Origin of the sequence: Paraburkholderia sp. FT54 (genome assembly GCF_031585635.1) — a bacterium.
Taxonomy (GTDB): domain Bacteria; phylum Pseudomonadota; class Gammaproteobacteria; order Burkholderiales; family Burkholderiaceae; genus Paraburkholderia.
This window is the reverse complement of the sequence record NZ_CP134198.1, coordinates 409070-434655: the sequence shown is the minus strand read 5'-3', so window position 1 is coordinate 434655 and position 25586 is coordinate 409070. Positions and strand designations below refer to the sequence as shown.

General features: G+C 61.3%; 20 protein-coding genes and 3 pseudogenes. 14 read left to right on the top strand and 9 right to left on the bottom strand.

Annotated elements, in window-relative coordinates; translation table 11 throughout:
* Nucleotides 1–149 precede the first annotated feature (149 nt).
* Nucleotides 150–1301 carry an IS110 family transposase gene (locus tag RI103_RS39025; protein WP_310815546.1) on the top strand — a complete coding sequence of 384 codons (1152 nt, stop codon included), beginning with the start codon at nt 150–152 and terminating at the stop codon, nt 1299–1301.
* A 427-nt stretch (nt 1302–1728) separates the two neighbouring features.
* Here the strand turns inward: RI103_RS39025 and RI103_RS39020 are convergent.
* From RI103_RS39020 to RI103_RS39010, 3 genes and pseudogenes are all read right to left on the bottom strand, one after another.
* Nucleotides 1729–1902 (bottom strand): annotated as a pseudogene (locus RI103_RS39020) (transposase); the annotation flags it as partial.
* A 396-nt stretch (nt 1903–2298) separates the two neighbouring features.
* On the bottom strand, nt 2299–2577 hold the full coding sequence (locus tag RI103_RS39015) for an HU family DNA-binding protein (RefSeq protein WP_310819526.1): 279 nt from the start codon (nt 2575–2577) through the stop codon (nt 2299–2301).
* A gap of 871 nt (nt 2578–3448) precedes the next feature.
* Nucleotides 3449–3919: an Lrp/AsnC family transcriptional regulator gene (locus RI103_RS39010; RefSeq protein ID WP_310819525.1), complete on the bottom strand. Its 471-nt coding sequence runs from the start codon at nt 3917–3919 to the stop codon at nt 3449–3451.
* A 232-nt stretch (nt 3920–4151) separates the two neighbouring features.
* On the opposite strand from RI103_RS39010, the gene RI103_RS39005 reads away from it, so the two are divergent.
* Both RI103_RS39005 and RI103_RS39000 read left to right on the top strand, forming a co-directional pair.
* Nucleotides 4152–4925, top strand: a complete 774-nt coding sequence (locus RI103_RS39005; RefSeq protein ID WP_310819524.1) for a 3-oxoacyl-ACP reductase family protein — start codon at nt 4152–4154, stop codon at nt 4923–4925.
* A gap of 84 nt (nt 4926–5009) precedes the next feature.
* The gene (locus RI103_RS39000) at nt 5010–5144 is read left to right on the top strand and encodes a DUF3563 family protein (RefSeq protein WP_310819523.1); all 135 of its coding nucleotides are present in this window, start codon (nt 5010–5012) and stop codon (nt 5142–5144) included.
* 233 nt (nt 5145–5377) lie between these two features.
* Here the strand turns inward: RI103_RS39000 and RI103_RS38995 are convergent, their stop codons facing one another.
* Nucleotides 5378–5710 carry a hypothetical protein gene (locus tag RI103_RS38995; protein WP_310819522.1) on the bottom strand — a complete coding sequence of 111 codons (333 nt, stop codon included), beginning with the start codon at nt 5708–5710 and terminating at the stop codon, nt 5378–5380.
* Between the two features lie 829 nt (nt 5711–6539).
* Here RI103_RS38995 and RI103_RS39910 point away from each other — a divergent pair.
* Nucleotides 6540–6584: pseudogene (locus RI103_RS39910) on the top strand (hypothetical protein); the annotation flags it as partial.
* Between the two features lie 89 nt (nt 6585–6673).
* Here the strand turns inward: RI103_RS39910 and RI103_RS38990 are convergent.
* The 4 genes and pseudogenes from RI103_RS38990 to RI103_RS38975 all read right to left on the bottom strand — a co-directional run bounded on the left by RI103_RS38990 (nt 6674) and on the right by RI103_RS38975 (nt 11977).
* A complete protein-coding gene (locus RI103_RS38990; protein WP_310819521.1) occupies nt 6674–7444 on the bottom strand; it encodes an SDR family NAD(P)-dependent oxidoreductase in 771 nt (256 codons plus the stop codon).
* Between the two features lie 341 nt (nt 7445–7785).
* Nucleotides 7786–7945: pseudogene (locus RI103_RS38985) on the bottom strand (histidine kinase dimerization/phospho-acceptor domain-containing protein); the annotation flags it as partial.
* Nucleotides 7946–8450: 505 nt separating this feature from the next.
* Nucleotides 8451–9653: a cytochrome P450 gene (locus RI103_RS38980; protein WP_310819520.1), complete on the bottom strand. Its 1203-nt coding sequence runs from the start codon at nt 9651–9653 to the stop codon at nt 8451–8453.
* Nucleotides 9654–10585: 932 nt separating this feature from the next.
* Entirely contained in the window at nt 10586–11977 is a 1392-nt protein-coding gene (locus tag RI103_RS38975) for a PLP-dependent aminotransferase family protein (protein WP_310819519.1), read from the bottom strand.
* A 404-nt stretch (nt 11978–12381) separates the two neighbouring features.
* On the opposite strand from RI103_RS38975, the gene RI103_RS38970 reads away from it, so the two are divergent.
* The 10 genes from RI103_RS38970 (at nt 12382) to scpA (ending at nt 22400) form a co-directional block, all read left to right on the top strand.
* Nucleotides 12382–12864 carry an MSMEG_0572/Sll0783 family nitrogen starvation response protein gene (locus RI103_RS38970; protein WP_310819518.1) on the top strand — a complete coding sequence of 161 codons (483 nt, stop codon included), beginning with the start codon at nt 12382–12384 and terminating at the stop codon, nt 12862–12864.
* Nucleotides 12865–12882: 18 nt separating this feature from the next.
* Nucleotides 12883–13929 (top strand): Nit6803 family nitrilase, encoded by a 1047-nt coding sequence (locus RI103_RS38965; RefSeq protein WP_310819517.1) that lies wholly within the window; start codon nt 12883–12885, stop codon nt 13927–13929.
* A complete protein-coding gene (locus tag RI103_RS38960; RefSeq protein ID WP_409077101.1) occupies nt 13922–14992 on the top strand; it encodes an MSMEG_0568 family radical SAM protein in 1071 nt (356 codons plus the stop codon). The genes RI103_RS38965 and RI103_RS38960 overlap by 8 nt, the downstream gene beginning before the upstream one ends.
* A gap of 2 nt (nt 14993–14994) precedes the next feature.
* A complete protein-coding gene (locus tag RI103_RS38955; RefSeq protein WP_310819515.1) occupies nt 14995–15579 on the top strand; it encodes an MSMEG_0567/Sll0786 family nitrogen starvation N-acetyltransferase in 585 nt (194 codons plus the stop codon).
* On the top strand, nt 15576–16562 hold the full coding sequence (locus RI103_RS38950; protein ID WP_310819514.1) for a sll0787 family AIR synthase-like protein: 987 nt from the start codon (nt 15576–15578) through the stop codon (nt 16560–16562). Before RI103_RS38955 ends, RI103_RS38950 begins: the two co-directional genes overlap by 4 nt.
* The gene (locus tag RI103_RS38945; RefSeq protein WP_310819513.1) at nt 16559–17737 is read left to right on the top strand and encodes an MSMEG_0565 family glycosyltransferase; all 1179 of its coding nucleotides are present in this window, start codon (nt 16559–16561) and stop codon (nt 17735–17737) included. Before RI103_RS38950 ends, RI103_RS38945 begins: the two co-directional genes overlap by 4 nt.
* Before the next feature lie 23 nt (nt 17738–17760).
* Nucleotides 17761–18045, top strand: coding sequence for an MSMEG_0570 family nitrogen starvation response protein (locus RI103_RS38940; RefSeq protein WP_310819512.1), 285 nt, complete (start codon nt 17761–17763; stop codon nt 18043–18045).
* 82 nt (nt 18046–18127) lie between these two features.
* Nucleotides 18128–19429: an MSMEG_0569 family flavin-dependent oxidoreductase gene (locus RI103_RS38935; protein WP_310819511.1), complete on the top strand. Its 1302-nt coding sequence runs from the start codon at nt 18128–18130 to the stop codon at nt 19427–19429.
* A 5-nt stretch (nt 19430–19434) separates the two neighbouring features.
* Nucleotides 19435–20268, top strand: coding sequence for a Pnap_2097 family protein (locus RI103_RS38930; protein WP_310819510.1), 834 nt, complete (start codon nt 19435–19437; stop codon nt 20266–20268).
* Nucleotides 20265–22400: a methylmalonyl-CoA mutase gene (scpA, locus tag RI103_RS38925; protein ID WP_310819509.1), complete on the top strand. Its 2136-nt coding sequence runs from the start codon at nt 20265–20267 to the stop codon at nt 22398–22400. The genes RI103_RS38930 and scpA overlap by 4 nt, the downstream gene beginning before the upstream one ends.
* Before the next feature lie 1046 nt (nt 22401–23446).
* Here scpA and RI103_RS38920 read toward each other — a convergent pair.
* Nucleotides 23447–25552 carry a tyrosine-type recombinase/integrase gene (locus tag RI103_RS38920; RefSeq protein WP_310819508.1) on the bottom strand — a complete coding sequence of 702 codons (2106 nt, stop codon included), beginning with the start codon at nt 25550–25552 and terminating at the stop codon, nt 23447–23449.
* Nucleotides 25553–25586: the final 34 nt, after the last annotated feature.

The window sequence follows — 25586 nt, the reverse complement described above, 5'->3', positions numbered from 1 at the left end:
CGTTCCCAACCGGTCGGGTCCGGGCATTAAAATTTCTCGCATGCAGTCATTCGCGGCACTCTTAGATGCTATGTGGGAGGGCAGCGACAGAAAGCCCGACTGGAGTAAAACGGGACTTGCACACTCGTTTTCTCCGAAGGAGCACGCAAATGGATACGCCTGACACAGCCCTCCGTGGGCAGAATACGACGGCAGGTGGCCGCCTGTACATGGCTTTTGAACTGGGCGAGAAGAACTGGAAGCTCTCACTCGGTGATGGCCAGCGCGCGCCCAGCCGCTGTACGGTCGCCGCCGGCGATACCGCCGCGGTTCTCACCGCCATCGCCAACGCCAGGGCGCGTTGCCATCTCGGCGCCGACGCACCCGTCTACAGCTGTTATGAAGCAGGCCGCGACGGTTTCTGGCTGCACCGCTGGCTGGCTGAACAGGGCATCGTCAATCTCGTGGTGGATTCGGCCAGCATCGAGGTGAACCGCCGTGCGCGTCGCGCCAAGACAGACCGGCTTGACAGCGACAAGCTGCTGTCGATGCTCATGCGCTATTACGCGGGCGAGCGGCGCGTGTGGGCGGTGGCACGCATTCCCACGCCCGAGCAGGAGGACGACCGGCGCCTGCACCGCGAGCTCGAACGCCTGCGCAAAGAGCAGACCGCACACACCAACCGGATCCGCTCCCTGCTGGTACTGCACAACCTTCGGGTCCGGTCTGTCGGCGGCCGCATCTGGACGCACTGGTGGACCCGTCAGCGCGAGTTGCTGGCGCCCGGTCTGCGCGCCGAGATTGACCGCGAATGTGAGCGGCTCGTGCTGGTGCACAAGCAGATCCGTCTGCTCGAAGTGCAGCAGGAGCGGCAGGTGCGCAGCGGCGCACATCCCGGCATGGCGCTGCTCGCACAGCTTGCCGGCATCGGTGCCGGCAGCGCGTGGACGCTCGTCAGGGAACTGTTCGGCTGGCGGCAGTTTCGCAACCGCCGCGAAGTGGCCGGCTGTCTGGGCCTGACGCCCACGCCGTACGCCAGCGGCACCAGCGAGGTTGAACTCGGTATCAGCAAGGCGGGCAACCGGCGATGTCGCTGGCTGATGGTCGAGCTCGCCTGGAGCTGGCTGCGCCTGCAGCCCGGCAGCCAGCTCAGCCACTGGTTCAACGAGCGCTTTGCCGGTACCGGCAAGCGGATGCGGCGCATCGGTATCGTCGCGCTCGCACGCCGTCTGGCGATCGCCCTGTGGCGTTATCTCGAGCACGGCGAGATCCCCGCCGGTGCGCTACTCAAACCGCGCGACGTCAACACCGTGAGGGCCTGAATCACTGAATGACATCGGATGCAGCAACAGCATGTAAAGGTCAACGCGCCCGGAACACGCTCGGGCTACCCATTGCGGGTGGCCGTTTCCCTAGATGGGGCGCGTCGGTAACAGGGTAGCGCCAGCGCTTCGCGCATGCGGCATGAGGTGACCGGCCTGTCAGGCCGGCACGGATAGAAGGTCGACCCGGCACTGACCGGTCAACAGACACCCTGACCTGAATGACATTGACATGCCAAGGCTGCAACAAGGTGTACGCGATGAGCTTCGGTACCGTCCTTTACGCAACGGTCTCTACGGCCGGCCTGCGCCTGGTCATGGTAGGTGACCGCGCAGGCCGGCCGTAGAGACCGGACAAGGAGGTTTACTTCGCATAACAGAATGTTTAGAACCGGGCTTGACTTTCAGCTCCCCATAGAAGAGCGTGTTAGGCACTTTGAAGTACTGGCACTGCGTGAACGAGCATGAGCATTGCGAAGACCACGAAATGAAGTCCTGCAAGGGTTTCGGGCAGCCGTTCACAATCACGTGCGAGACGGCGGAAACGGTTGAGCCAGCCAAAGCTGCGCTCGACCACCCACCGCCGAGGCAGCAGCACGAAGCATAGAAAGCACCTCGCCCTCACGGGGTTGATGCCGCACATTCGTGCAGGTTACATTGTCCCGGCGGCTTCATACCAACTCGTTACCGAGATCGCATGCGCCAGTAGTGTACGGCTGACGGAACAGCCGGTTTCCTCGCTGGTCGAGGTCAGCTGAAACAATCTCTTGTGCGACTTCCACGTCGCACCCATACGGCTATCTATAGAGACATGCAGTGAATCGCAGGGGCCGCAGTACGTCGCGGCATCTCGCACTGACGCTACCAGGCCGACTGGCCGGGGTCCAGGCCTTGCCCGATCAGTCCGTGCCGTTGCTGCCGCCAGCACCTGTAGTAGCGGCTACCCTGCCAACTGCCGTGCCATCGGCAGAAATCCGGCCGACGGCTGCATCTGGTCTCAGGCGCCGTTCACGGCGTCCTTGAACGCCTTGCCCGCCGTGAACTTCACCGTCTTCGCAGCAGGGATCTGGATCTCGGCGCCGGTCGCCGGATTGCGGCCGACCCGCGCGGCGCGCGCGCCCGTCGAAAACGAGCCGAAACCGATCAGCTGTACCGTTTTGCCCTTCGTCAGTTCACCCGTGATGGCGGCGATCACCGCGTCGATCATCTCGCCCGTGGCGACCTTGCTGTCGCCGGTCTTCGCGGCGACCGCATCCACCAGCTCCTGCTTGTTCATTGTGATTCCTCGTTGTGGTTGATTGATGTTGCCACCCTACCCGATCGGTGCCGCTTTGGGCAATCGGCACCCCGGAGCACGGGTTCATTCGCTCCAGATGAGTCACCCGATGCTGGCCGATCATCGGTGTCGCGTCCACCGTCCGGCCGTTGATACCGGCTGGGCGACCTTGGATGTGCAAAGACTGAAGCACCTGCAAAGAGATCCATGGTTCTGTACCGAAGCCCCGGCGACCCTCCGCCGTCTCGGACCGAAGCAGGCCATCGACATTCCGACACACGTGGTGGGCCTTCCGCGTCTGCTGCTGCGCGGCCCCGCCGTGCCGCGTGACCTCCGGTCACATCACGGCAGTCCGGTCGCGCGCCTTCAGGCTCCTTCGCCTAAGGCCGGGTCCGGTTGTGCGCCATCGCCTGTCAGTCATCAGGGGGAGAGACGCCGGTCGCCCTCCTCCCGGCTGAAACCGACCAAAACCCCCTCCTGCACGCCAGTGTCCGCAAATGAAGGGGTAGATAGCCACAATTATGTGGAATTGGACGATTTTTTCGTTGGGAACCAAAACTTGCGACCTTCGGCCTGCCCTGCGACGATAGGTTTGGAGTTCCTGATATCGCCAAGAAAGCCAAGTCGACAGGCAAATTTCGACCCACTCCCGCCCCTCAGCGGAACGTCGCCACGGTCCGCTCCGTCGGGCGAAGCGGACGCTGGGGCGCTCCGGTCGGCAGCATCTGTCGAATCGAATTGGAGCAGCGTGTCAATTGACGAAAGGGCGATCTGCAACCTGAAGGTCACTCAGCGCAGCCAATCGATGTACGCAATGCGGCCTGGTACCCTGAGCAGTCTGCTCCCGGGTAGTTCCGGTGCAATCGGATATTTACTCTCCGCCCTCGCGAACCGGTAGCACGGTCTTGTACTGGACGCGCCGCAAGGTGATCGACGTGCTGACGTCGCGAACACCCTCGATGGTCGCGAGCCGTGTCATCACGAAACGCTCGATTCCCGCCATGTCGCTGGCCACCAGCCGCACGATGTAATCGAACGCGCCCGTCATCAGATAGCACTCCATCACCTCCTCGCAACCCAGCAGGGCGCGCTCGAAAGCAGCCAGCTTTGCCGCGGATTTTTCAATTGCGACCGATACGTAGGCGGTGACTGGAAATCCCACCTTCTCCTGGTCCAGAAGTGACACATATTTTGTAATGACGCCCGCCTCTTCGAGCAGACGAATGCGCCGGTAGAGCGGCGAAAGCGAAATGCCCAGCGATTCAGCGAGGTCCGCAGCCTTGACATGAGCGTCCCGCTGTAGCGCCTGCAAGATGTCAATGTCGATCCGGTCCAGTTTCATTGGCTCATCGTCTCAAATAAACGCGAAAATGTGCCTAATGTTGCCACATACGGTTGATTCATTGGCTCATTTTGGCACGTACGATCGGCGCAGACTACCTAAAATTTCTCACACGACAGTCGTGTCCTGTCGCAGCAGCGCAGCGTTGCCGGGTTCGGTATCGCGGCGCTCGCACATGCTTCCCGCCTGCTTATATACGAGGCAAGCGCGGCCAATCTGAAACGAGCAGAGAATGCAATTGAAAGGAGCAAACGTGACTTTTTCTAATGGACAACTGGCTAGCAAAGTGGCGCTCGTGACCGGGGGCTCTCGCGGGATAGGCGCGGCCATCGCAAGACGGCTCGCAAGCGATGGCGCGGCCGTGTCGATAACCTATTCGAACTCGAGTGCCGACGCGGATCGCGTCATCGAGGACATCGAACGCGCCGGGGGGCGTGGCGTGGCAATTCGCGCGGATTGCGCCGACGCGGAAGCGGTAAAAGCCGCGGTCGGATCGACCTCGAAACGCTTCGGGGGACTGGATATTCTCGTGAACAACGCCGCAATGTTCCGCCGCGGCCTGATCGACGACTTCCCACTGGAAGATATCGACCGGATGCTGGCCATCAACGTCAGGAGCCTGCTTGTTGCCATTCAGGAATCGCTCCGCTTCATGGCAAGAGGCGGGAGGATCATCAATATCGGCAGCATCAGCAGCGACTACATGCCGATTCCGGGCGTGTCCGTCTATGCCGCGACGAAAGGTGCGGTAACCAGCATGACGCGTGCGCTGGCAAGGGATCTTGGCAGTCGGGAAATTACGATCAATAACGTCCAGCCCGGACGGATCGATACGGAGATGAACCCGGCCAACGGTCCGATGGCCGACCAGATCCGGGGCTCCATTGCACTGGGCCGGTATGGATCAGGCGACGATATTGCAGGACTTGTCGCCTGGCTGGCAAGCCCCGATGCGGCATTCATAACGGGCACCAGTCTGAAGGTCGACGGGGGCACCAGTGCTTGAGCGGCTCAGGTCGAACGTGAACGGCCGTTCGGACTCGCGCCATCGCAACGTCGTAGATAACCTTCAATCGAACCGGGTATACGTATGCTTTTCACTCTCCTATTAGAACGCCTCGACCGCTGGCTGCGGAATACCCAGCGGACCCGCTGTGATGAATACCTCGCAGCTTCGAAGGATATTGCCGAGCTTGAGCGTCGGATGAAAGAGTGGGACGGTTAGCTCGGGCCGACGCCGGCGCGAGCGATTCACGATAACAGCGCCAATGCCCCGCTCTCTGCCCGCCGCGAGGGCGACTCTTCTGAGGACAATGCGTCGTCGAGCCCACAACCCCGATGGACGGCAAACATTCGCAGTCGCCCCTCAGCCACCTCTTCATCATCGGGTATCTCACTCGAGAATAGCCCACGATCGATCGCCAGGCACGGTGCCCGGCCTGATCTGATGAAAAGGCGCTATTGCGACACCGACGCGTTGGATGATGCGTCCGTCGGCATCTGCGGTAGCGGAGCTGCCCCTGCGTCGTTCGTGCCACTGCCCGTTGTTCCCGTTTGCCCGCGACGGCCTCGGTGCGCACCGCGTGCCACGGTGGGCTCGCTCGCCGCCACCGGGTGCATTGGCGGATGCGCGATGTACTGAAAGTTTTCATTGACCGCGCTATTGCCCGTGTCGAACGACCGGTGGACGAACACACTGCTACTAACGGGTGAACTGGCTTGCGCAAAAGCCGTCGGTCCGATCGACATCATGGCTGCGCCCACCGCCGCACTCACGGCAATAGTGTGCATGAGCGCACCGGCACTACGGGCTGTCGGACGTGCTTTCAACTTGCGTCTCCTTCAATATACGTGCGGTTCGCAACCGCTTGCAGCGGGCAGCCGTTTTACCGCTGGGTACGCTGGCTCAAAAAATTGAACCAACGTTGGGGGGCGCCGGGCAAGCGGGGAGAAATACAAAGCGCTACTGGGGAAAAGGTCAGACCAGACCAGTCTAGTCCGAGTCATGGAGAAGAAGGTTTCATGCTGGATTACAGGTGTTACTCGATTTAACTGATCGATGAATCGCGCCGGGAATTCTCCAAGCCTCCCACTGCCGAAACAGCGCTTGAAAATGAAGCTGGCTCGTCCGACAAATCGTCGGTCGCCGTCGCTTCGTCAAATGGCAACTCATCGCTCATCGGCAGACGTTCGCCAGCTGACTGCGAAGGACCGCTCGTGGCCGAACCCGGCCCGACGCTGGGTCGAGAAGCTTATCTGCCCTGGACGGGCTTCGTCCGGCAGAAGTCGACCCCTTGCCGTCATTCGGAGCGCGTCGACATCAATGGCCGTTGTCGAAATTCCAACGGCCATTCGCTCAAGGCAACGGCCGCTATAGGTCGTTCATCTGACGACGGATGAGCAGTTTGGGCGAACGGCAGCTTTAACCGTCAAGTAATGGCAGTGAACGACCCCCGTAAGAGTCGATCTACACGAGCGCTGCTATGTCCGCTAACGAATGAATATCTGACAACGGCCCGCGGCCCAGCGAGGGCGTCGCGGCGCGCTGATCCCGTACAGCGACTAGCTAGAACAGGGGCGAGGAAGCGACACGGCAAGCTCCTACTTCCGGATCAACCCGATGTTCGAAGCGCCCGCCGGAAAGTACGAATGGCTGAACCGCGTCATGGCGATCGGCGTGGCCCACCGGTTCGCGTGTGGGCCCGTCTACAGCGTGTTTGACGTCTTGTCAGTACTGGGCAGGCGCCTCTCCCATTACATGGAGTCGAGGATCTCGCCATGGGCTTCCGTCATGAGCGCATTAAAGCCATTGACGAGACTGTGTTCGCCGGGGCCGGGGTTCGCGCGCAGCGGCTTGGCACCTTCAACCAGAATCTCATCCGCATCGGTACCGAGGACGGCGATCGTTTCGGCGATGAACGCGTCAAGCGGCATCGCCAGTTCGGCTTCGCGGCTGTTGATGAGGTCCGTGCGCACCCAAGGCGGTGCAATCTCGAGGACGCGAACCTTCGTGTCCCGCAACATCAAGCGCTGCGAGAGGACGTACGAATGGATTGCCGCCTTGGTCGACGAGTACACCGCGGTCGCGGCCAACGGCACGAAAGCAAGCACCGAGCTCGTATAGGCGACGACAGCGTCATTCTGCGTCTTGAGGTGATCGATTAGCGCTGACGTCATGCGGATTGGCCCCATGAGGTTGGTCGTGATGGTGGACACCATCAGCGCGTCGTCAATCCGGCCGCCCACCTGGTCCGGCTGCATGATGCCCGCGTTATTGATCAGGACGTTGAGTTCGGGGTAGTCCACGATCAACTGCGCCGCTACCTGGTCGATGCTGGCCGCGTCGGTAATGTCGAGCTCGATCGCAGCCATCCCGGGGTTCGCCGCAATCACCTCGTCGAGATGGCCGCGCCTGCGGCCGGCAATGATAACCTTGTTGCCGAGCCTGTGCAGCGCCTCGGCAAGCCCGCGGCCGATGCCCGAACCGCCTCCCGTGATAAAGATCGTGTTGCCGGCGAGTTTCATAGTCGTATCCTTGTAGTGCGTCAGTGGTCTGACAGAAAAGAGGCCGCCGCAGGTTTCCTACTATTGGGCATTGGTCGCTTCGTTTGGAATTAGATCAACGTCATACTCCGATGATAGGTGGGCGGGGTGACCGGGCCCTGACCGGTTTATTACCATTCTGAAATTCAAGCTATTTATGGTTCACGCATTGCAGACCCCTGGCTGCCTGTCGCGTCCAGCAGTGCGAACCTTCGTGGGACGCATCGGCGCGCTCGCAGCGCTGTGCGGGCCACATGTTCGCTGGCACGGCTGCTTACCGTCGGCTAATGACGTGCCCAATCGAGTCAGGTGATGCAGTGTTTCGAGATCAACTGCTCGCCGCTATGCTGGATTACAGCCAGACCCTCGCGTTGGCGTGGGCCCAGCGTCGCGTCGTGCCGCAGAATCTGCGCGTAGCCCAGGATACCGTTGAGCGGCGTGCCGCAACTCGTGGCTCATGTTGGCGAGAAAGGCGTTCTTGGCGACGCCAACATTGTCCGCATCTAGATCGAACCGGAGAAGCTGATCAATAATACGTTGCTGCGCAGGGCCATCGAGCACGATGGGTACCATGATCGACTCCGCGTATTCGAGCCACAAACCAAAGGCGAGCTCCCCACAACGCGGGAATCGCCAACGGCAGCCCCCGTTGCGCACCGGCGTGCTTCAGTGTCATTGCATCGCTCAATCCTGCATGCTGCAGACGCCGCGAACAACTTGCGACGAATGTACTCGTCGCTCGTGGACGCAAGTTCCAGGTGCTCGAAATCGTTTTGCGAGTATCTGCGCGTTTAAGACGTACCTTGGGTTTCGATGGCCAGCTGTCGCTGAACGTGCATCAGTTGCTTGGACTCCCTACCCGTTGTCGAGCCCGAGCGACGTATCCGTCACTGCCAGATTTCCGGGTTTCGAGATACACCCCGCCGCTGGCGCCAGCGCGTTGACGGCTGCGCCGCGTAGCAAGCGTACGCAGCGCTGTCCGTCTAGGTCAATGCGTCGCGATCAGCGACGTCACGCCCCGCAGCGTATTGCGCGAATGCCATTGCAGATCATGGAGGTTCGTCAGGCACAGGTTCGGCATCCGCTTCAACAACGTTTCCAACGCGATTTCAAGCTGGAGCGTTGCAAGACGGGCGCCGAGGCAATAGTGAATGCCACCGCTGAAACTGATCGACCGATTCGTGTTTTCCGGCCGCTCGATGATCAATTCGTCTGGCTTATCGAAGTACGCCGGGTCGCGGTTCGCGGCGCCGAGCAAAATTAAAACGATCGTGCCCTTGGGCAACGTGACGCCATCGACTTGCGTCTCCTCGAGCGCCACCCGCCCCACGAATTGCACCGAGGTGTCATGGCGCATGCATTCGCTGACCGCTTGCGGCAGCAGTTCCTGATGAGTTCTCAGCTTGTCGAGCTGGTCGGGGTGCCGATGCAGGCTGATCAGCGCATTGCCGATCATGTTCGACGTCGTCTCGTGACCGGCAAAGAACAGCAGGATCACGTTCGAAATGATTTCGTCCTCACTGAAGGCGTCGCCGTCGTCGTTCACCGACAGCAACGTCGAAATGAGATCGGTTCCGGGCTTTCTCCGACGCTTCTCGATGACGTCCTTGAAATAGGCTTCCAGTTCGCGGGCCGCCGCGTTTGCGCTGGCGAGCCGCTCCGCATTCAGCGGCGCGATCTCGAGCGACTGCACCAGTTCACCGACGTGGGCACTGAGCAACGACGCATCATCGATGCGCACATCCATCAGCCGGCAGATCATCCTGATCGGCATCGGAACCGAGAAGTTAGACACCAGGTCGAACGGCCGGTCCACGGGCAGCGCGTCAATTAGCTCATCGGCGACCGCCTGCGTAACCTCGCGCAGCAAGTCGATCTGCCTCCCATTGAACGCCTTCATCAGCAGGGCGCGCAGCCGCGTATGTGCGGGAGGATTCATCATCAGGAACATCCGCGACATGGCCTGAAATGCCGGTTGATGGACAGCTTCTTCCCCATACCGGACCCGGACGGTGTCCAGATAGCCCTTTCCCATTTTGCGGTCGACCAGCAGTGCGTGAATGATGTCGTAGTGCCCCGTGATGAACGTATTGGGCGCGATCGGAACGAGACGGCCTTCGTCCCTGAGGCGCTGATACAGGGGATACGGGTCTCTATAGAAGTCGGCGGATGACAGATCAGTGAATTTCATGCGATAAGCCTGGATGGATGACGGGTTCACTCGATGCCGCAACGGGCGTGTGCGCTTCGATAGGTCCGAGTTCGTCACCAATTGAAAGCTTGGCAAACCGGGCTGCATCCTTTTGGCCACGGGGAAAGGCAACTGAGCTGATAGCCTCGGCACACAGTGCGATGATAGGCGAGAGAGTTGACCGGACACTGACCGGTTCATTACCCTTCTGAAATTCACGCTATTTGTGGTTTGTATACCGTCGCGGGAAACGGCGCATCGTGCGTGAAGCTAGCCGACTGGAGTCTAAATAGGAAAGCGGACTTCCACGAGTGGCGGGTTGCGCGTCGACCAGAATGTCCGGTGTGGCCGAATTGTGCGCGTAGCTCGTCGGTCAGGTAACGGAGTAATGCAGCCGTTCCAACGGCAGGTTCGCCCGCTCGCTGAACGACAGGTTGTGGCCGCGTGCCGCCGGATGCAATTGCATATGTGATCGAACGGCACCTCTGGCTGTTCATACAGCTTCTATTGTGTTGCATCGACCGGTTGAATCCGCAAGGTACAACGGCCGTTCCATTTTCCGGTTCGTCCGGCAGACCATCGGCCATACCCGCCGTTCGCGTTCGATCAACTACGGTCGTCGCGAGCGGCCGCTTTCGGAATTCACGAACGGGCAACTTTTCGAGCCGTGGCCGTCCTTTACTGAACGCCCGCGAGCGCGTGATAGTTTGCTGTAACGGACGTTCGAACGCCAATCTTCGGCGAATGCGCTCTGAGAAACTGGGCTTGTCCACATCCGGACAATGACAAAGGCGCGTCGGTAAACGGATTGGGGGAGTCATCTTACGCCATACGTTACCGCGGGTCGACCGACAGCGCATCGACCCAGACGAGTCCGGTCCTGGGTGTTTCAATTCGCGCCATCTGATCGTATCAGCGCCAACCAGATTACTTCACATCACTGGCGAATGCAGCAGATGCGGTTGCTCGAGCGTGTCGGCGATTCCGCGCAGCGCCCGCTCGCATTCGATCCGATTCTTCGAGCCTCCCAGGCATACGCGCAGCGCGTTAGGCGGATTGCCGTCGGTCGAGAACGCTGCGGCGGCGACAGCGGCAATGCCTTGACTACGCAACTGCAGCGCCAGTTCCGAAGCACTCCAGCCGCCTTCGCGGGGAATCGGCAGCCACAGATGAAAGCCGTCTGGATGCGCGTCATAGGACGACGCGCCGAGCACGCGAGCGGCAATCGCCTGGCGCGCTTTCGACTCGCTGCGAATCGCGCTGAGCATCTCTTGCGCCGTGCCGTCGGCAACCCACTGCGTGGCGAGCGACACCGTAAATGGACTCGCCATCACGGTGGTCGCGCGCAGTGCGCCTGCCAGGCGCTGCGCCTGACGCGGAGTCGGCGCGTGCAGATACGCGACGCGCAACCCGGCACCCAGATTTTTCGACATTCCCGTTATGTAGTAAGTCAGCTCAGGCGCGAAACTCGCCAGCGTGTCCGGCGCTAGCTGCGGCAACATCGCATAGGCGTCATCCTCGATGATCGGCACGCTGTAGCGCAACGCGACGTCGGCGAGCGCTTCGCGCCTTTTATTCGTGAGCGTCAGCGTGCTCGGATTTTGCAGCGTCGGATTGCAGTAGAACGCGCTAGGCTTGTCGGTCTTGCAGAGCGCTTCGAACGCATGCGCGAGCGGTCCCTCGTCGTCGCGCGCGAGTGCTTGCAAACGCACGCCGAGTTGCGCGGCGATGGCCTTGATGCCCGGATAGGCGAGCGTATCGAGACAGATTGTTGCACTCTGGCGTGCCAGCTGCGAGACGAGTGCGACGAGCGCGCTATGAATGCCCGGACACACCAGTACGTTGTCCGGCGAGCAATGAGCGAGGCGGCGCTTTAACCACTCCGTGCCCGCCGCCTTGTCGGCCGGCGTGCCGCCGAAATCGTGATAACGCAACAGTTGGTACGGGTCGCTATTCGCCATCAGACGGGCGGCGGATTCGCGCAGGTGTGCGGCGTAGTCAGCAGGCTCGGGGGGCGTGTTCATCGTCATTTCGATGCTGCCGCCACCGCTTAGCGGCAGCGTCGCGGTGCGGCCGCGCACGAAGGTGCCGCTGCCGGCGCGCGAATCGAGCAGGCCGCGCTTTTTCGCCTCGGCATAGGCGCGCGCCACGGTGGTGTAGTTCAGTGCCAGTTCGTCGGCCAGATCGCGCAGGCCCGGAAGTCGGTCGCGCGGGCGCAGGCGGCCGGCGGCGAGATCTTCTTCTATCAGATCCGGGATCGCGAGATAAGCCGGTTTGCGGATTTCGGCAAGACGTTTGATCCAGTGGTGAGTCGGGCTGCTCATGGTGTTCATGGAAAGAGAAGACTATTGGAAGAGACGTCACGTATGTCCGAATCGCCATTGGAAAGCGATCGCATAACGTAGTCGGATTGATCGGATTGATCAGATTGATTGGACGGGGCGGATGAGTCCATTGTGGTGAATCACCGCACCTTAACGGTTCATTTACACCATCTTGATTGCATCTTTCTGGTGCGATCGACGCCTGCTCGGCCGCTATTATTGGCTGGGGCTCGCTGTATGCAACCTTCGGGCCAAAAATTTTTCGGCACACCTCCCGAATGATTGCCTATTTGATCGGCAAGTGATCGCATTTGTGGCGACCATCATTGGCACGGCCGTTGCATTAGTGGGCTCGGCGCAAACGTAAAGCGGCGCCGTTCACGCAAATCACATCGGAGAGTGCCATGCCAGTTGTCAACAAACCGCTGCATCAGAAGGGCGATTACTTCGTCGACTACGAAGAGAAAGTCTTCGAGGACGTGAAGGCCGAGCCGGGTGAAAAAGCGCTCGTCACGTTTCATACGGTGGCGTTCGAAGGCTCGATCGGCTTCGTCAATCTTTTGCAAGCCACGCGTCTTCAACGCAAGGGCTTCGAAACCTCGGTGCTGCTCTATGGCCCGGGCGTGACGCTTGGCCTGCAGCGCGGTTTCCCGACGCTCGGCGACGAAGCGTTTCCGGGTCATCTGAACTTCAACAAGCAACTGATGAAGTTCATGGAGGAAGGCGGCAAGGTGTATGCATGCCGCTTCGCCTTGCAGGCGCTGTATGGGCATGGCGAAGCGTCGCTGATCGAAGGCATTCGTCCGATCAGTCCGCTCGACGTGCTCGACATCCAGCTTCTGCATCGCAAGGACAACGCGCTGATCATCCACACCTGGACGGTCTGAGCACAGGCGGCCACCACCATGTCTGAAAAACGCATCGTTCGTGCCGCCGCAGTCCAGATTTCACCGGACTTCGAGCGCAGCGACGGCACGCTGAACAAGGTTTGTGAGGCGATCGATCAGGCGGCGCGCGAAGGCGTGCAACTGATTGTGTTTCCCGAAACCTTCGTACCGTATTACCCGTACTTTTCGTTCGTGCGGCCACCGGTTGCCTCCGGCGCCGACCACATGCGGCTTTACGAAGAAGCGGTGGTGGTGCCCGGCCCCGTGACGCAGGCGGTGGCCGAGCGTGCCCGCCTGCATCGCATGGTCGTCGTGCTCGGGGTGAACGAGCGCGATCACGGCAGCCTGTACAACACGCAGCTGATCTTCGATGTGGATGGGCAACTGTTGCTCAAGCGCCGCAAGATCACGCCGACGTTCCATGAACGGATGATCTGGGGGCAAGGCGATGCGGCGGGACTGAAGGTCGTGCAAACCGGCGTGGCACGCGTGGGTGCGCTGGCCTGCTGGGAGCACTACAACCCGCTCGCCCGCTACGCGTTGATGACGCAGCACGAAGAAATTCACTGCAGCCAGTTTCCGGGCTCGCTGGTGGGGCCGATTTTCGCCGAGCAGATTGAAGTGACGATCCGCCATCACGCGCTCGAGTCGGGCTGCTTCGTCGTGAACGCAACGGGGTGGCTGACCGAAGCGCAGATTGCATCTGTCACGAGCGATACGAGTCTGCAAAAGGCGCTGCGTGGCGGCTGCAATACGGCAATCGTGTCACCCGAGGGGCAGCATCTGGCTGCGCCGCTGCGTGAAGGCGAAGGCATGGTGATCGCCGATCTCGACATGGCGCTGATCACCAAGCGCAAACGCATGATGGATTCGGTCGGCCACTATGCGCGGCCCGAATTGCTGAGCCTCGCGATCAACGAGCGGCCGGCTACGACAGTGTCGCCGATGCCGTCGCCGGGCAATGCGTGGAACGCCTCGTCCAGCACCGATTTCAACTCAACCACGGGATGCCGCGATGAATTCCAGCGAGACCCTGCCGGCCGCAAGCCGGCAATTGATGACTGAATTGCAGTCGGTCGGCTTGCGGCTGGCCGATCCTGGTACCGGCGTCGCCAGCCGGCGCGGTGGCGCGGGACCGTCCGATCACAAAGCCGTCACGGTGGACGGCGTGACCATCATGGTGCCGGTGCATACGAACACGGCGTGGCATTCGCCGTTCGTCGCCGCGCCTGCCGATGCAAACGGCACCAGCGCATTGCTGCGCGGCACGATTCCGATTGCCAATATCAGCTTTCCGAAGGTGCCGCGCTTTTACGCCATGCAGACGCTCGACGGCGTGCCGTACTCGCACATCGCAACGCTGCACAGCGCCGATGTGCTGGCGACCACCGTGCTGCAAACCTGCATTCGCTATGAGAGCCGCCGCAAGACGTGCAAGTTTTGCGCGATCGGTCAATCGCTTGCTGCGGGTCGCACGATTGCGCGCAAGACACCGGAGCAGCTCGCAGAAGTCGCGCGTGCGGCTGTGCTGCTGGACGGTGTCAAGCATATGGTGCTGACGACCGGCACGCCGCCCACCAGCGACCGTGGCGCGCAGATTCTCTGCGAGAGTGCGTTCGCGATCAGGGCCGCGGTCGATCTCCCGATCCAGGCGCAATGCGAACCACCGGACGACGATCAATGGTTCGCGCGCATGAAGGCGAGCGGCATCGACACGCTCGGCATGCATCTCGAAGTGGTGACGCCGTCGTTGCGCGAACGCATCATGCCGGGTAAGTCGGGCGTGCCGCTGTCGCGCTATATGGAAGCGTTCAAGGCGGCGGTCGCCGTGTTCGGACGGGGACAGGTGAGCACCTATATCCTCGCGGGACTCGGTGACACCGCCGAAGCGATTCTCGCGATTTCGCGCGAGCTGATCGATCTCGGCGTGTATCCGTTTGTCGTGCCATTCGTGCCGATCAGCGGCACGCCGCTTGAAGATCATCCGGCGCCGTCGCCGGAGTTCATGAAGTCGGTGCTGCAGCCGCTCGGCTCAATGCTCGCTGCGGCTGAAATGCGCTCAGCGGACATCAAGGCCGGCTGCGGCAAGTGCGGCGCGTGCTCGTCCCTGTCTTCATACGAGGGGTGATCATGTTTGGCGAAGCGATTGCGGGTGCACCGGGTGAACTGAACGACCTGGATGTTGCGCCGGCGTTTTACACGCCGACCGAATACCGGATCAAGTGGACCACGCTGCAGTGGGAAGCCGATGAAGCCTACAAGCTGCGGCGCGCGGTGTTCTGCATCGAGCAGGGCATCTTCGTCGGCGACGACCGCGACGAAATCGACGAGCGTGCCCAGCAACTGGTGGCGGTGAGCTGTATTGCCGGGATGCCGGAGCAGGTGGTGGGCACGGTGCGGATCCATCAGGAAGAGCCTGGCGTCTGGTTCGGTTCGCGGCTCGCCGTGCACGCTGCGTTTCGCCGGCACGGCAAGATCGGTGCAACGCTGATCCGTCTCGCCGTGACGAGCGCGCATGCGCTCGGCTGTCAGACATTCCTCGCACATGTGCAGAGCCAGAATGTGCCGCTGTTTCGCCGTCTGCGTTGGGATGTACTTGCAGAGGAAAGGATGCTCGGCCGTCCGCATCATCTGATGCAGGCGCAGCTTCAGCACTACCCGCCGTGCACGACACCGCGCAGCGGCTTTGTCACGCAATCGCGGAGCGGCTCATGAGTCTGGCGGATCTGGTCACTAGTTTGCGCGAAAGCCGCGGCTTTCGGCACAAGACCGATATTGCCGGCGTCGTGTCGTCGCTGGCGCGACATCTGCCGGGCGGTGCCGGCGATCTCGGCCAGGCAGTGGCGGTCGGCGACGATTGCGCAGCCTTGCCGGATGGCGACGCTTACCTGTTGTTCGCCATCGAAGGCATGGTCAGCGACTTCGTCCAGGCGATGCCCTGGTTCGCCGGCTACAGCAGCGTGATGGTCAACGTCAGCGATATCTATGCCATGGGCGGGCGGCCGCTCGCGGTCGTGGATGCGCTGTGGAGCGATGGCATCGACGCGGCGCACGAGGTGCTCGCGGGAATGGTGGCGGCCTCCGTCGCGTACGGGGTGCCGATTGTCGGCGGACACACCAATGCGCGAAGCGATCAGGCGCAGCTGGCCGTGTCGATTCTGGGCCGCGCTAACGCGCTGCTGTCGAGTTTCAACGCGAGACCGGGCGACCGCCTCCTGATGGCGGTCGATCTGCGCGGCCGCTTCGAGGAACCGTATCCGTTCTGGAATGCTTCAGTCGGAGCGCCGGCTGCGCGTCTGCGCGACGACCTTGAGTTGTTGCCGCAGTTAGCCGAGAACGGGCTGTGTGATGCAGCGAAAGACATCAGCATGGCGGGTACGCTGGGCACGGCTTTGATGTTGCTCGAATGTTCGCAGGTCGGCGCTCGCATCGATCTCGATGCGATACCGAAGCCGGCTGACGTGCCGCTCGCGCGTTGGGTCACCGCGTTTCCGAGTTTCGGCTACCTGCTCTCGGTGCGTGAATCGGACGTCGAACGCGTGCAGGCGCGATTTGAGGCGCGCTCGCTGGCCTGTGCGGAGATTGGGACGGTAGACGCAACGCGCCAGGCGGTCGTCCATCGCGGTGACGATGTGGCAGTGTTGTGGGACTTCAGCGGCGAGTCGTTTATCGTCCCGGCCGATCAGGTGCCGCGATGAGCATGGACGCATTGCGGATTGCGCTGCTGACGCACTCGGTCAATCCGCGCGGCGGCGTTGTGCATACGCTCGAGCTGGCGAGCGCACTCAGTGCGCAAGGACATGACGTCACGGTGTTCGCACCGGCTACGAATGGCGAGACGCTATTTCGCACGCCGCCATGCCGCGTGGTGTACGCGCCGGTCACGGACTCGCAGGCAGGCACCGTTGCGCTGGTCGATGCGCGCATCCGCGCATTGAAGAGGAGTGTGCGGGCGCACGGCCCCACGGCCTTCGACGTCTTGCACGCCGAGGACAGCATCAGCGGCAATGCACTCGCCGAACTCAAGGAGGAAGGTGTGATACGCGGTTTCGTGCGCACCGTGCACCACCTCGATCACTTCGACGATCCGCGTCTTGCCGCATGGCAAGCACGCGCGTACCGCGACGCCGACCAGGTTTTCTGTGTGAGCGACACGTGGACACGCGAGATGTCAGGTCGTTACGGAATCGCTGCGGTCACGGTGTCTAACGGCGTCGACACTGCACGTTACACCGCACAGGCGCTACCCGCAGACGAGGCGCTCAGGCAACGGCTAGGACTCGGAGCGGGGCCGCTTATCCTCGCGGTGGGTGGCGTCGAAGCGCGCAAGAACACGCTCGCGCTGCTGGATGGATTTGCCTTGATGCGCCGCGCCTTGCCGCTCGCCCAGCTTGTCATCGCGGGCGGTGCCAGTCTTCTCGACCACGACGGGTACACGCAGCGTTTTATCCAGTGCGCGGCGCAGCACGGTTTGTCAATCGGAACGCACGAAAGCATTGTGGTCACAGGGCCGCTCGAAGATGCCGCGATGCCGGCTTTATTCCGGAGCGCGGATGTGCTGGCGATGGTGTCGGTGCGCGAGGGCTTCGGCCTGGTCGTCCTCGAAGCGCTCGCGTGCGGCACGCCGGTGGTGGCGTCGGCGATCGCACCGTTCACCGAATACCTCGATGACGCCACCTGTTTCTGGGCCACCCCCACCGACGCAGACTCGATTGCCGCAGCGCTGCTGCGCGTGATTCGCGGCGATAGCGCAATCGATTTTGCTCATGCTGTGCCAGCGCTGCTTGCCCGCTTTAGCTGGGACGCTAGCGCCCGCCGTCATGTCGACGCCTATCGCGCGTGGCTGGCACACCAGCCGCTTGCCATTCACTAAGCCATCAGTAAAAGAGGATTTCTATGCCTGTCATGCACTTCCGGATTCAATGGCCCGACGGGGACGAAGCAAATTGTTATTCGCCGTCGCAGGTGGTCAGCGAGTTTTTTACGCCGGGCCATGCTTATCCGCTCGACGATTTTGTCAGACGCTCGCGCGAGGCGCTCAACATTGCCTCGGAGCGCGTGCGGCAGAAGTACGGCTTTGCCTGTTCGGCGGCGATGGATCAGCTCGCGCAGATCGAACAGCAGGCAGACCGCTTTCGCAATCGACCCGACGCGACCGTCAAGGTCATCGAACTGCTCTAAACCCGGGATGAACCGTTGAACCTGGTGCGCCGGGCGGCAACGCCGCGACGGTGAGCCGATTTTTTACTTGCAAGGACGCATCATGTCGAACACAGCGCACTCCTTAAGCGCCGGGACGCGCGAGAACAGGCACTACAGCGTGCTCGTCGTCGGTGGCGGGCAGGCCGGTCTGTCGATCAGCTACTATCTGAAACGGGCCGGCGTCGACCACCTCGTCGTCGAGAAGAACACCGTCACGCATACCTGGCGCAACCAGCGCTGGGACGCGTTCTGCCTCGTCACGCCGAATTGGCAATGCGCGTTGCCGGGATATCCGTACCCGGGCGACGATCCGCATGGCTTTATGAACAAGGATGAAATCATCGCGTATCTCGATGGCTTCATCGCGATGGTCGATGCGCCGGTAATCGAGCACACCCAGGTCAAACGCGTGAAGCGGCTGGACGACGGCACCTTTGCGGTAGCGACGAGCCAGGGCGATTTCACCGCCGATCAGGTCGTAGTAGCCTCGGGCGGTTATCACACGCCGATCGTGCCGCGCATGGCTGAACGCCTGCCCGCGCAGATCGTGCAGTTGCAGTCGTCGGAATATCGCAACCCGCAGGCGCTGCCCGAGGGCGCGGTGATGGTGGTGGGATCGGGGCAGTCCGGCGCGCAGATTGCCGAGGACCTGCATCTGGCCGGCCGCAAGGTGGTGCTCGCCGTGGGCGAGGCGCCACGCTGTGCGCGCTTTTACCGCGGGCGCGATGTGGTGGACTGGCTGGCCGACATGAAGTACTACGACATGCCGGTGGAAATGCATCCCTTGCGTGAAGGGGTGCGTGACAACACCAATCACTATGTGACCGGCCGCGACGGCGGACGCGACATCGATCTGCGCAAGTTCGCGGCCGAAGGCATGGAGTTGTACGGACGACTCGACGACCTGCAGAATGGACACTTGCAGTTCGCGCCTAACCTCACGGTTAATCTCGACGATGCGGACGATACGTATAACCGGATCAATGCGAGTATCGATGCATTCATCGAAAAGAACGGCATCGATGCACCGCCCGGCGGTGTCTATGAGCCTTTATGGCAGCCACGTCACGAGCGTACGACGCTCGAACTCGCAGGCAGCGGCATTACATCGATTATCTGGTGCATCGGCTTTACCCCGGACTTCAGCTGGATCGACGCCCCGGTGTTCAACGGCCGCGGTTATCCGGCGCACACGCGTGGCATCACGCCGGTTGAGGGGCTCTACTTCATCGGCTTGCCGTGGCTTCATACGTGGGGCTCCGGGCGTTTCTCGGGGATCGCGCGCGATGCCGCCTACGTGGTGCAGGCAATTCTCGCGAGCGTCCGCGAGCGAACGTCCTCTTGCGACACTGTAGCGGCCTGAAGCGCATGCAGCAAACGACACAGAGCTATCGTGCCGGGATGCCACAACTGGCCTATACGGGGCTGTCCGAAAACTGGCTGATCAAGGAATGCGGGCATCGCCACTGGGAGGCGCTGGCCGGAGATGCTGGCCGGCGTGCACCGGATTTCGTCGATGACGATGGAAGCAAATCGTACGCGGCCTTCACCGCAATCAGATTGACGGGGGCAACGCTCCACGCAATCGGAGAGAACGACGATTTCGAACTCGGTACTGGGCTTTGCCGAACCGGTCCGGCTCGCCACTTTAGCCGGCACCGCCTGCTTTCGGGCAATGGCGAGTGCGCCATCGTGTCGATGTCGTCGACGTTCGTGCGGCGGCACGAGGTGCGCAACAACCGTTCAGTGACGCGCGCGACGTTCGCTGCAATGGGAGGCCCGACACCGACTCCGCCGGCGGATGCAGTGGACATGGCGCGGCGTGGCAAGCAGTTTCGCGCCGGGCAGTGGGACGAGCGGTTGCCCTTCACAAGCGCCGATCGCGTCGGGAACGACTGGATCGAATTTCTGCCATGTCCGAATAACGATTTCAACGGTGCGGATTTTCTCTACTTTGCAAGCTTTCAGTCATTTGTTGACCGTGCCGAATGGCAGCGCCACCGGTTCCACGAGCCACCGGTTATCGCAGGCCGCGAGTTGTTCTTCTACGGCAACATTGATGTTGGTGACACCCTTGGACTGCGCGTGGTCGCGGAGCATAAGGATGAACGCGGCCTCGTCCATTGGTGCGAGCTTCGTCGCGGCAGCGATCAGCAGAAGATTGCCGACGTAGTAACAAGCAAGCATTGGAGGCAGCGATGAACCGCGAGGGCGATCTGCGCGGCGACCGGGGCTTCGCCGATGAAAGTCGCGACGCGGTACGGCACCCGCCCAATGCGGTACCGCTTAAAGCGCTATACACGGAGAGCGATCTTGAAGGGGTGTCGCATCTCGGCAGTCGGCCCGGTGAGGCGCCCTTCGTGCGAGGGCCCCATGCGTCGATGTATACGCAAAAACCGTGGACGATCCGTCAATACGCAGGCTATGCGGACGCGGCCGATTCGAATCTTGCATTCCGGACGGCGCTAGCCGAAGGGGCACAGGGTTTATCGGTTGCCTTCGATCTGCCGACGCATCGGGGCTACGATTCGGACGATCCTGCCGCCGTGGCCGATGTCGGCATGGCTGGAGTCGCAATCGACAGCGTCGAGGACATGAAGCGCCTGTTTCGGCAGATTCCGCTCGATCGGGTGTCGGTCTCGATGACAATGAACGGCGCCGTGCTACCCGTACTCGCTGCATTCATCGTCGCTGCGCAAGAAAGTGGTGTGCATCTGGAGGCCCTTACAGGTACGATCCAGAATGACATCCTGAAGGAATACATGGTGCGCAATACCTGGATATTCGCGCCGGAGCCGTCCTTACGGATCGTCGCGGACGTCGTCGAGTATCTGGCCGAACGCGCGCCGCGTTTCAATGCAATTTCCATCTCAGGCTACCACTTTCAGGAAGCCGGCGCAGACGCGGTACTCGAACTCGCGCTGACGCTGTCCAATGCGCGCACCTACGTCGATGCCCTGGTGAAGCGGGGCATGAATGTCGAGCGCATCGGCGAACGGCTGAGTTTCTTCTTTGGCGTTGGCACCGAATTCTTTGTGGAAGTCGCCAAACTCCGCGCCGCTCGGGTCGTCTGGGCCGGGATAATGAGCGAACTGGGTGCACGTGGGGCTAGAGCGCAATCTTTGCGCATGCATTGCCAGACGTCGGGATGGTCGCTCACTGCGCAGCATCCACAGAACAACATCGTCCGGACGACGATCGAGGCGATGGCCGCCGTGTTCGGCGGTACCCAGTCGCTGCATACCAATGCGTACGATGAGGCGCTTGCACTCCCCAGCGCGGATGCGTCAAGGCTCGCGCGTGACACGCAGTTGATCATGCAGCATGAGATGGGCCTGTGCGATGTTATCGACCCGTGGGCGGGCTCGTACATGATGGAGTCGATTACCGACGATATTGCCCGGCGCGTGCGTGATCTGATGACGCAAATCGCTACGCAGGGAGGCGTCGTCGAAGCGATCCGCTCGGGTTGGGTACAGCAGCGCATTCACGAAGCCGCAACACGCACGCAGGCGCGGATCGATGCAGGGCAGCGTGTCGTCGTGGGTGTGAACCGGTTTCGATCACCGGATGCGGATACTCCGTCTAACTGTCTGGAGATCGACGGTCGGCGGGTTCGTGCCAGGCAAGTTCGGCAGCTGGCAGAACTGAAGGCACAGCGCGACGATGTCCTGGTTTCGCACGCGCTGGCGGCGCTCGCTGACGGTGCGCGTGACGGCACCGGCAACCTGCTGGCCCTCACCATCGAGTGTGTCCGCGCGCGCGCGACAATCGGCGAATGCACGCGCGCGCTGGAGGCCGTCTGGCCACGCTACAGCATGCCCAGTCGTTTTAGCAGCGGAGTCTACGGCGAAGCGCGGGTCATCGATGGGGCATGGCGTGACGCATGCGATCGCGTCAGTGCTCTTGCCGCGCGCCTCGGACGCCTGCCCAGGGTGCTCATCGCAAAGGTGGGGCAGGACGGCCACGATCGGGGTGCAAAGACCGTCGCGGCGGCGTTGGCCGATGCCGGATTCTACGTGTCGCTCGGCGCGCTGTTCCGCTCGCCCGGAGAGGTGGTCGACGACGCGATCGCAGCGAAGGCCGATGTCGTCGGCATTTCGTCCCTATCGGGTGCGCATCTTGACCTTGTTGGCGAGGTCGTGCGCACGCTGCGGGTCCGTCGACCGAGGGCAGCGGTGGTGGTTGGTGGCATCATTCCGGACGAGCACGCACGTTTGCTCAAACGCAATGGCATTTGTGCAGTGCTCGGACCGGGGGCAGCGATGGAGTCGATTGTGGCGAACTTTGTCGAAGCCGTCGAGGTGGCATCGGCATCGGCCGTTGCGAGGTGATATCCGAGATACGGCCGAATGGCGTCTCGCGACGCAAGCGCACTATGAAGTCACCTTGATTGGAGGTTGGCTGGGAGCGGGAATCGTGTCTGTCTGAATTTTTAATGGACAAATGTACGCGATATATGAGACCGGGGTGATGCAGGAGGTTGTGCAACCGCCGCGACGTCGGCGGCATTGCAAGGAGTTCAAGACAACACAGGTGATCCGCGCGGCGATGCAGCCGAACGTGTCGATCGCGGCGGTAGCGCCTGCCGTCTGAACGCCAACATGCTGCGAAGCTGGGTGGCCGCCCAGGAAGAACTGAATGCGATCGTCAGCGCGCGTATGGCCAGTCATTCGTGCAGCTTCCGGTTGCCTGGACGGTCGCGTCTGCTGGAACGCATGCCGGCTGCGCCCGAGGCCCGGTAGATGGTCATCAGCTCCTTAACCTGGCGCCGGCTCGGCGGCTTGCCCCGTCATCAGAACACCATCGACAAGTCAGGATCGTCCTGAGCCCGCGAACCCCGCGCATGGACATGGTGATCGTCCAGGATGCCGCTATGCGAGCCTCTCATTGCTTGGTCAGCTCGCATGAGACGCGACGTTTCAGTGTTGCAACTCTCTCTAACGGAAAAGCTCTCCTATTTGAGTTGGGCAGTTTTGCGCTGCCGGCATTCACACCGCTTGAAGCGGCACCACCAATTGCGCGGGGTCGCTTACTGTGCGCGAATCTTGAGGCGTCGTGGGCCGAATGAGAAGCCGGGCTTGTTTGGCGAAGCTCGGTCGCGATGACTGTCTTAAGCCGTAAGCGGGACCATCGCAAATCGGGCTCGTGACACTGCACTGGGTCGACTCCGGGCATCGACGTCACTTCAAAGCGGTCATTGGCAGAGCATAGAAAAGCGATCCTGCGCAAATGACCGCGATGGCAGACGACGCGACGCACATCATCGGTGGTCGAACGGCCGTTGACGGGAGCGAAGCAGTCGCACGAATGTCCAAACGACGGCCGCGACGAATGACTCTTCCTGGCCGACTCCTGCCTGATGCCTTCAACATCTGTCTCACCGCTTCCTTCGGAGCGAGCCATCTGGTGCCGGCATGGATTCGAGGCGTCGAAGCAGACGGTCGACAGCTTTCTGGTCACCCTCGATGGCGTTGCGCTCTTCTTCGGTGAGCGGTATTTCCTGCAGCATACGGATCATGCCGGTCTTTGATGTGATAAGTTCAGCCCGCGTCGATTCTTTCGGAACGTAGAAGTCGCACCGCGCACACGCCATGCGATGCGGACACTGGTCAAAAAACTCATAAGAGCACAACCCGTGGCCCAGATCGTAGTAACGCCATGGTTCATCTGGATTCCGGCTGTCGATAGCCTGCCGATCAATCAATACCTCCATCATTCTCAGGTTCCGTTGAAAGTACTGCGCTTCGGAGTAAGCTCTTGCCAGCTTCGTAGGCGTGAACGCGACATAGTGCTGCGTGCTGACTGGCGAGCGATGGCCAAGCCACGCCTGCAGTTCGAACAGCGTCATCGGTTCCCTGGCATTGAAGAGTTGGCTCGCGATAGTCGACCGCGCCCGGTGGCTGCTGATCCGGCCGCGTGCATCTGCAGATGGAATGCCAGCCTTACGACAAAGCAGCGGAATCAGATGCCTGTTCAGGTAGTGATGCGGAATCCCCCTCGCACGATACGAGAACAGGAACTCAACCTGCTCGCCCGTCTTGATGTCGAGCGCAAGCGGTTGTACGGGACGCGCGCGCTCCCATGCTGATACGGCTTCGCCAACAATGGTGTCGATCGGCTTCGTAAATGCCGTTCCTGTCTTGTGAACTGGAACATCGAGCATCCAGCATTGCGCCGCCACTTCTTCTACTGGCGGTCCCTTCCGCACGCAGCCAACTCGTAGTCGAATGATCTCGTCGCTACGTAGTCCGGCAAAGAGCCATACGATGCTCAACGCCTGCAACATCTCAAGTGGATAGTAGCCAACAGTGCAGCGACGATTCTCCGTCAGGTTGCTGTCCGATGCTGCGCTGCCATGCAGGGGAAGATCACTTGACGCCAGATTCAGACCGGCCCAGAGGAGTTTCGCCCAAAGGTCGTCCGCAATGGTGCGCGGCGCCGGGCCTATCAGTGACTTGATCGGGCGAGGCGTCGCAAACGCTCGTGTCGGATCAAATCGGCGTGGGATCCATTCCCATTCCTGTGCATCAGTGAAAAAACACCGCATAGAACCCAGCAAGGCGTTCTTCGATCGCGCTGTTATCGGTTTACCGAGTCCATTGCATATACCTGCGGTGTGCCAAACATAATCTCCGATACGCATCCTGTCCACCGCGCCAACGTACTCTGCCGCCAGTTCGCGGGTCCACTGATCGGCACCGGTAACCTCGGGATGCCGGTCTTTCAACCAGCGACCGGCCTTCAGAATCATGTTTCGAAATTGGCGGCGGCTAACTGCCGTCAGTGTGCTGGTCGCTTCCCATCGCTCCACCATCGCGACCCAGTCGGCAGCGATGCCTGCGATTCTCCCCGCAGCTATGAATTCCCTGTCCACGGTATCGCGCACTTTGGGTTCATCTGAAACTATCCCCAATGTCGCAAGGACGCGCGCCAACTGGAAGTACAGGGAGCTGCGATGGTTGGAGTCGCGCCATCGGGCACGAACCGCTCCGATGAAGTCGGCTGTCAGCGATTCAAGCTCCGGCCGCTGATTTATAAGCAGGAGCTCAGCGACCATGCTGATCAGCGGTTTGTTCGGGCTGCGATAACCCCACGCCGTCACAACGTCCGTTACGCGCGTCAAAGTTGTAGAGACCTGATCCTTGCCGAAGATCTTCTCTGCCAGAGCAACCCGCTTTACCTCTCCCAGACTGGAAATGTCGCGAAAACAGCGAAGCAAATAGGCAACGGCGATTAATGCCAGGCGCTCACCAGCGGCGCGCGGCTTCACATCGTGCGCCGAAACGAAGACCTGTTGGTTGGTGCCTAGAACATTGCGCCAAATGGTCTCGTCCCATGCCCAGAAAGTTGTCCTTCGCTCTGCACAGCCTTGAAGAAGTATCAGCCTGACGCGGTCGCCACAGTCGCGTCTGCCATCGATCACGGCAAGCGCATCATTGATCGGCGTCAGCAGCCGTTCCAGACCAGCCAACTGGCCGAGCATAGTCCTCACTCCGCGCTCGGTCCACAGGTCCCCG

Bases quoted from the DNA above. Each gene is read 5' to 3' on its own strand.
- RI103_RS39025 (WP_310815546.1), top strand. From the start codon at position 150: ATGGATACGCCTGACACAGCCCTCCGTGGGCAGAATACGACGGCAGGT.
- RI103_RS39015 (WP_310819526.1), bottom strand. From the start codon at position 2,577: ATGAACAAGCAGGAGCTGGTGGATGCGGTCGCCGCGAAGACCGGCGAC.
- RI103_RS39010 (WP_310819525.1), bottom strand. From the start codon at position 3,919: ATGAAACTGGACCGGATCGACATTGACATCTTGCAGGCGCTACAGCGG.
- RI103_RS39005 (WP_310819524.1), top strand. From the start codon at position 4,152: ATGCAATTGAAAGGAGCAAACGTGACTTTTTCTAATGGACAACTGGCT.
- RI103_RS39000 (WP_310819523.1), top strand. From the start codon at position 5,010: ATGCTTTTCACTCTCCTATTAGAACGCCTCGACCGCTGGCTGCGGAAT.
- RI103_RS38995 (WP_310819522.1), bottom strand. From the start codon at position 5,710: ATGCACACTATTGCCGTGAGTGCGGCGGTGGGCGCAGCCATGATGTCG.
- RI103_RS38990 (WP_310819521.1), bottom strand. From the start codon at position 7,444: ATGAAACTCGCCGGCAACACGATCTTTATCACGGGAGGCGGTTCGGGC.
- RI103_RS38980 (WP_310819520.1), bottom strand. From the start codon at position 9,653: ATGAAATTCACTGATCTGTCATCCGCCGACTTCTATAGAGACCCGTAT.
- RI103_RS38975 (WP_310819519.1), bottom strand. From the start codon at position 11,977: ATGAGCAGCCCGACTCACCACTGGATCAAACGTCTTGCCGAAATCCGC.
- RI103_RS38970 (WP_310819518.1), top strand. From the start codon at position 12,382: ATGCCAGTTGTCAACAAACCGCTGCATCAGAAGGGCGATTACTTCGTC.
- RI103_RS38965 (WP_310819517.1), top strand. From the start codon at position 12,883: ATGTCTGAAAAACGCATCGTTCGTGCCGCCGCAGTCCAGATTTCACCG.
- RI103_RS38960 (WP_409077101.1), top strand. From the start codon at position 13,922: ATGACTGAATTGCAGTCGGTCGGCTTGCGGCTGGCCGATCCTGGTACC.
- RI103_RS38955 (WP_310819515.1), top strand. From the start codon at position 14,995: ATGTTTGGCGAAGCGATTGCGGGTGCACCGGGTGAACTGAACGACCTG.
- RI103_RS38950 (WP_310819514.1), top strand. From the start codon at position 15,576: ATGAGTCTGGCGGATCTGGTCACTAGTTTGCGCGAAAGCCGCGGCTTT.
- RI103_RS38945 (WP_310819513.1), top strand. From the start codon at position 16,559: ATGAGCATGGACGCATTGCGGATTGCGCTGCTGACGCACTCGGTCAAT.
- RI103_RS38940 (WP_310819512.1), top strand. From the start codon at position 17,761: ATGCCTGTCATGCACTTCCGGATTCAATGGCCCGACGGGGACGAAGCA.
- RI103_RS38935 (WP_310819511.1), top strand. From the start codon at position 18,128: ATGTCGAACACAGCGCACTCCTTAAGCGCCGGGACGCGCGAGAACAGG.
- RI103_RS38930 (WP_310819510.1), top strand. From the start codon at position 19,435: ATGCAGCAAACGACACAGAGCTATCGTGCCGGGATGCCACAACTGGCC.
- scpA (WP_310819509.1), top strand. From the start codon at position 20,265: ATGAACCGCGAGGGCGATCTGCGCGGCGACCGGGGCTTCGCCGATGAA.
- RI103_RS38920 (WP_310819508.1), bottom strand. From the start codon at position 25,552: ATGCTCGGCCAGTTGGCTGGTCTGGAACGGCTGCTGACGCCGATCAAT.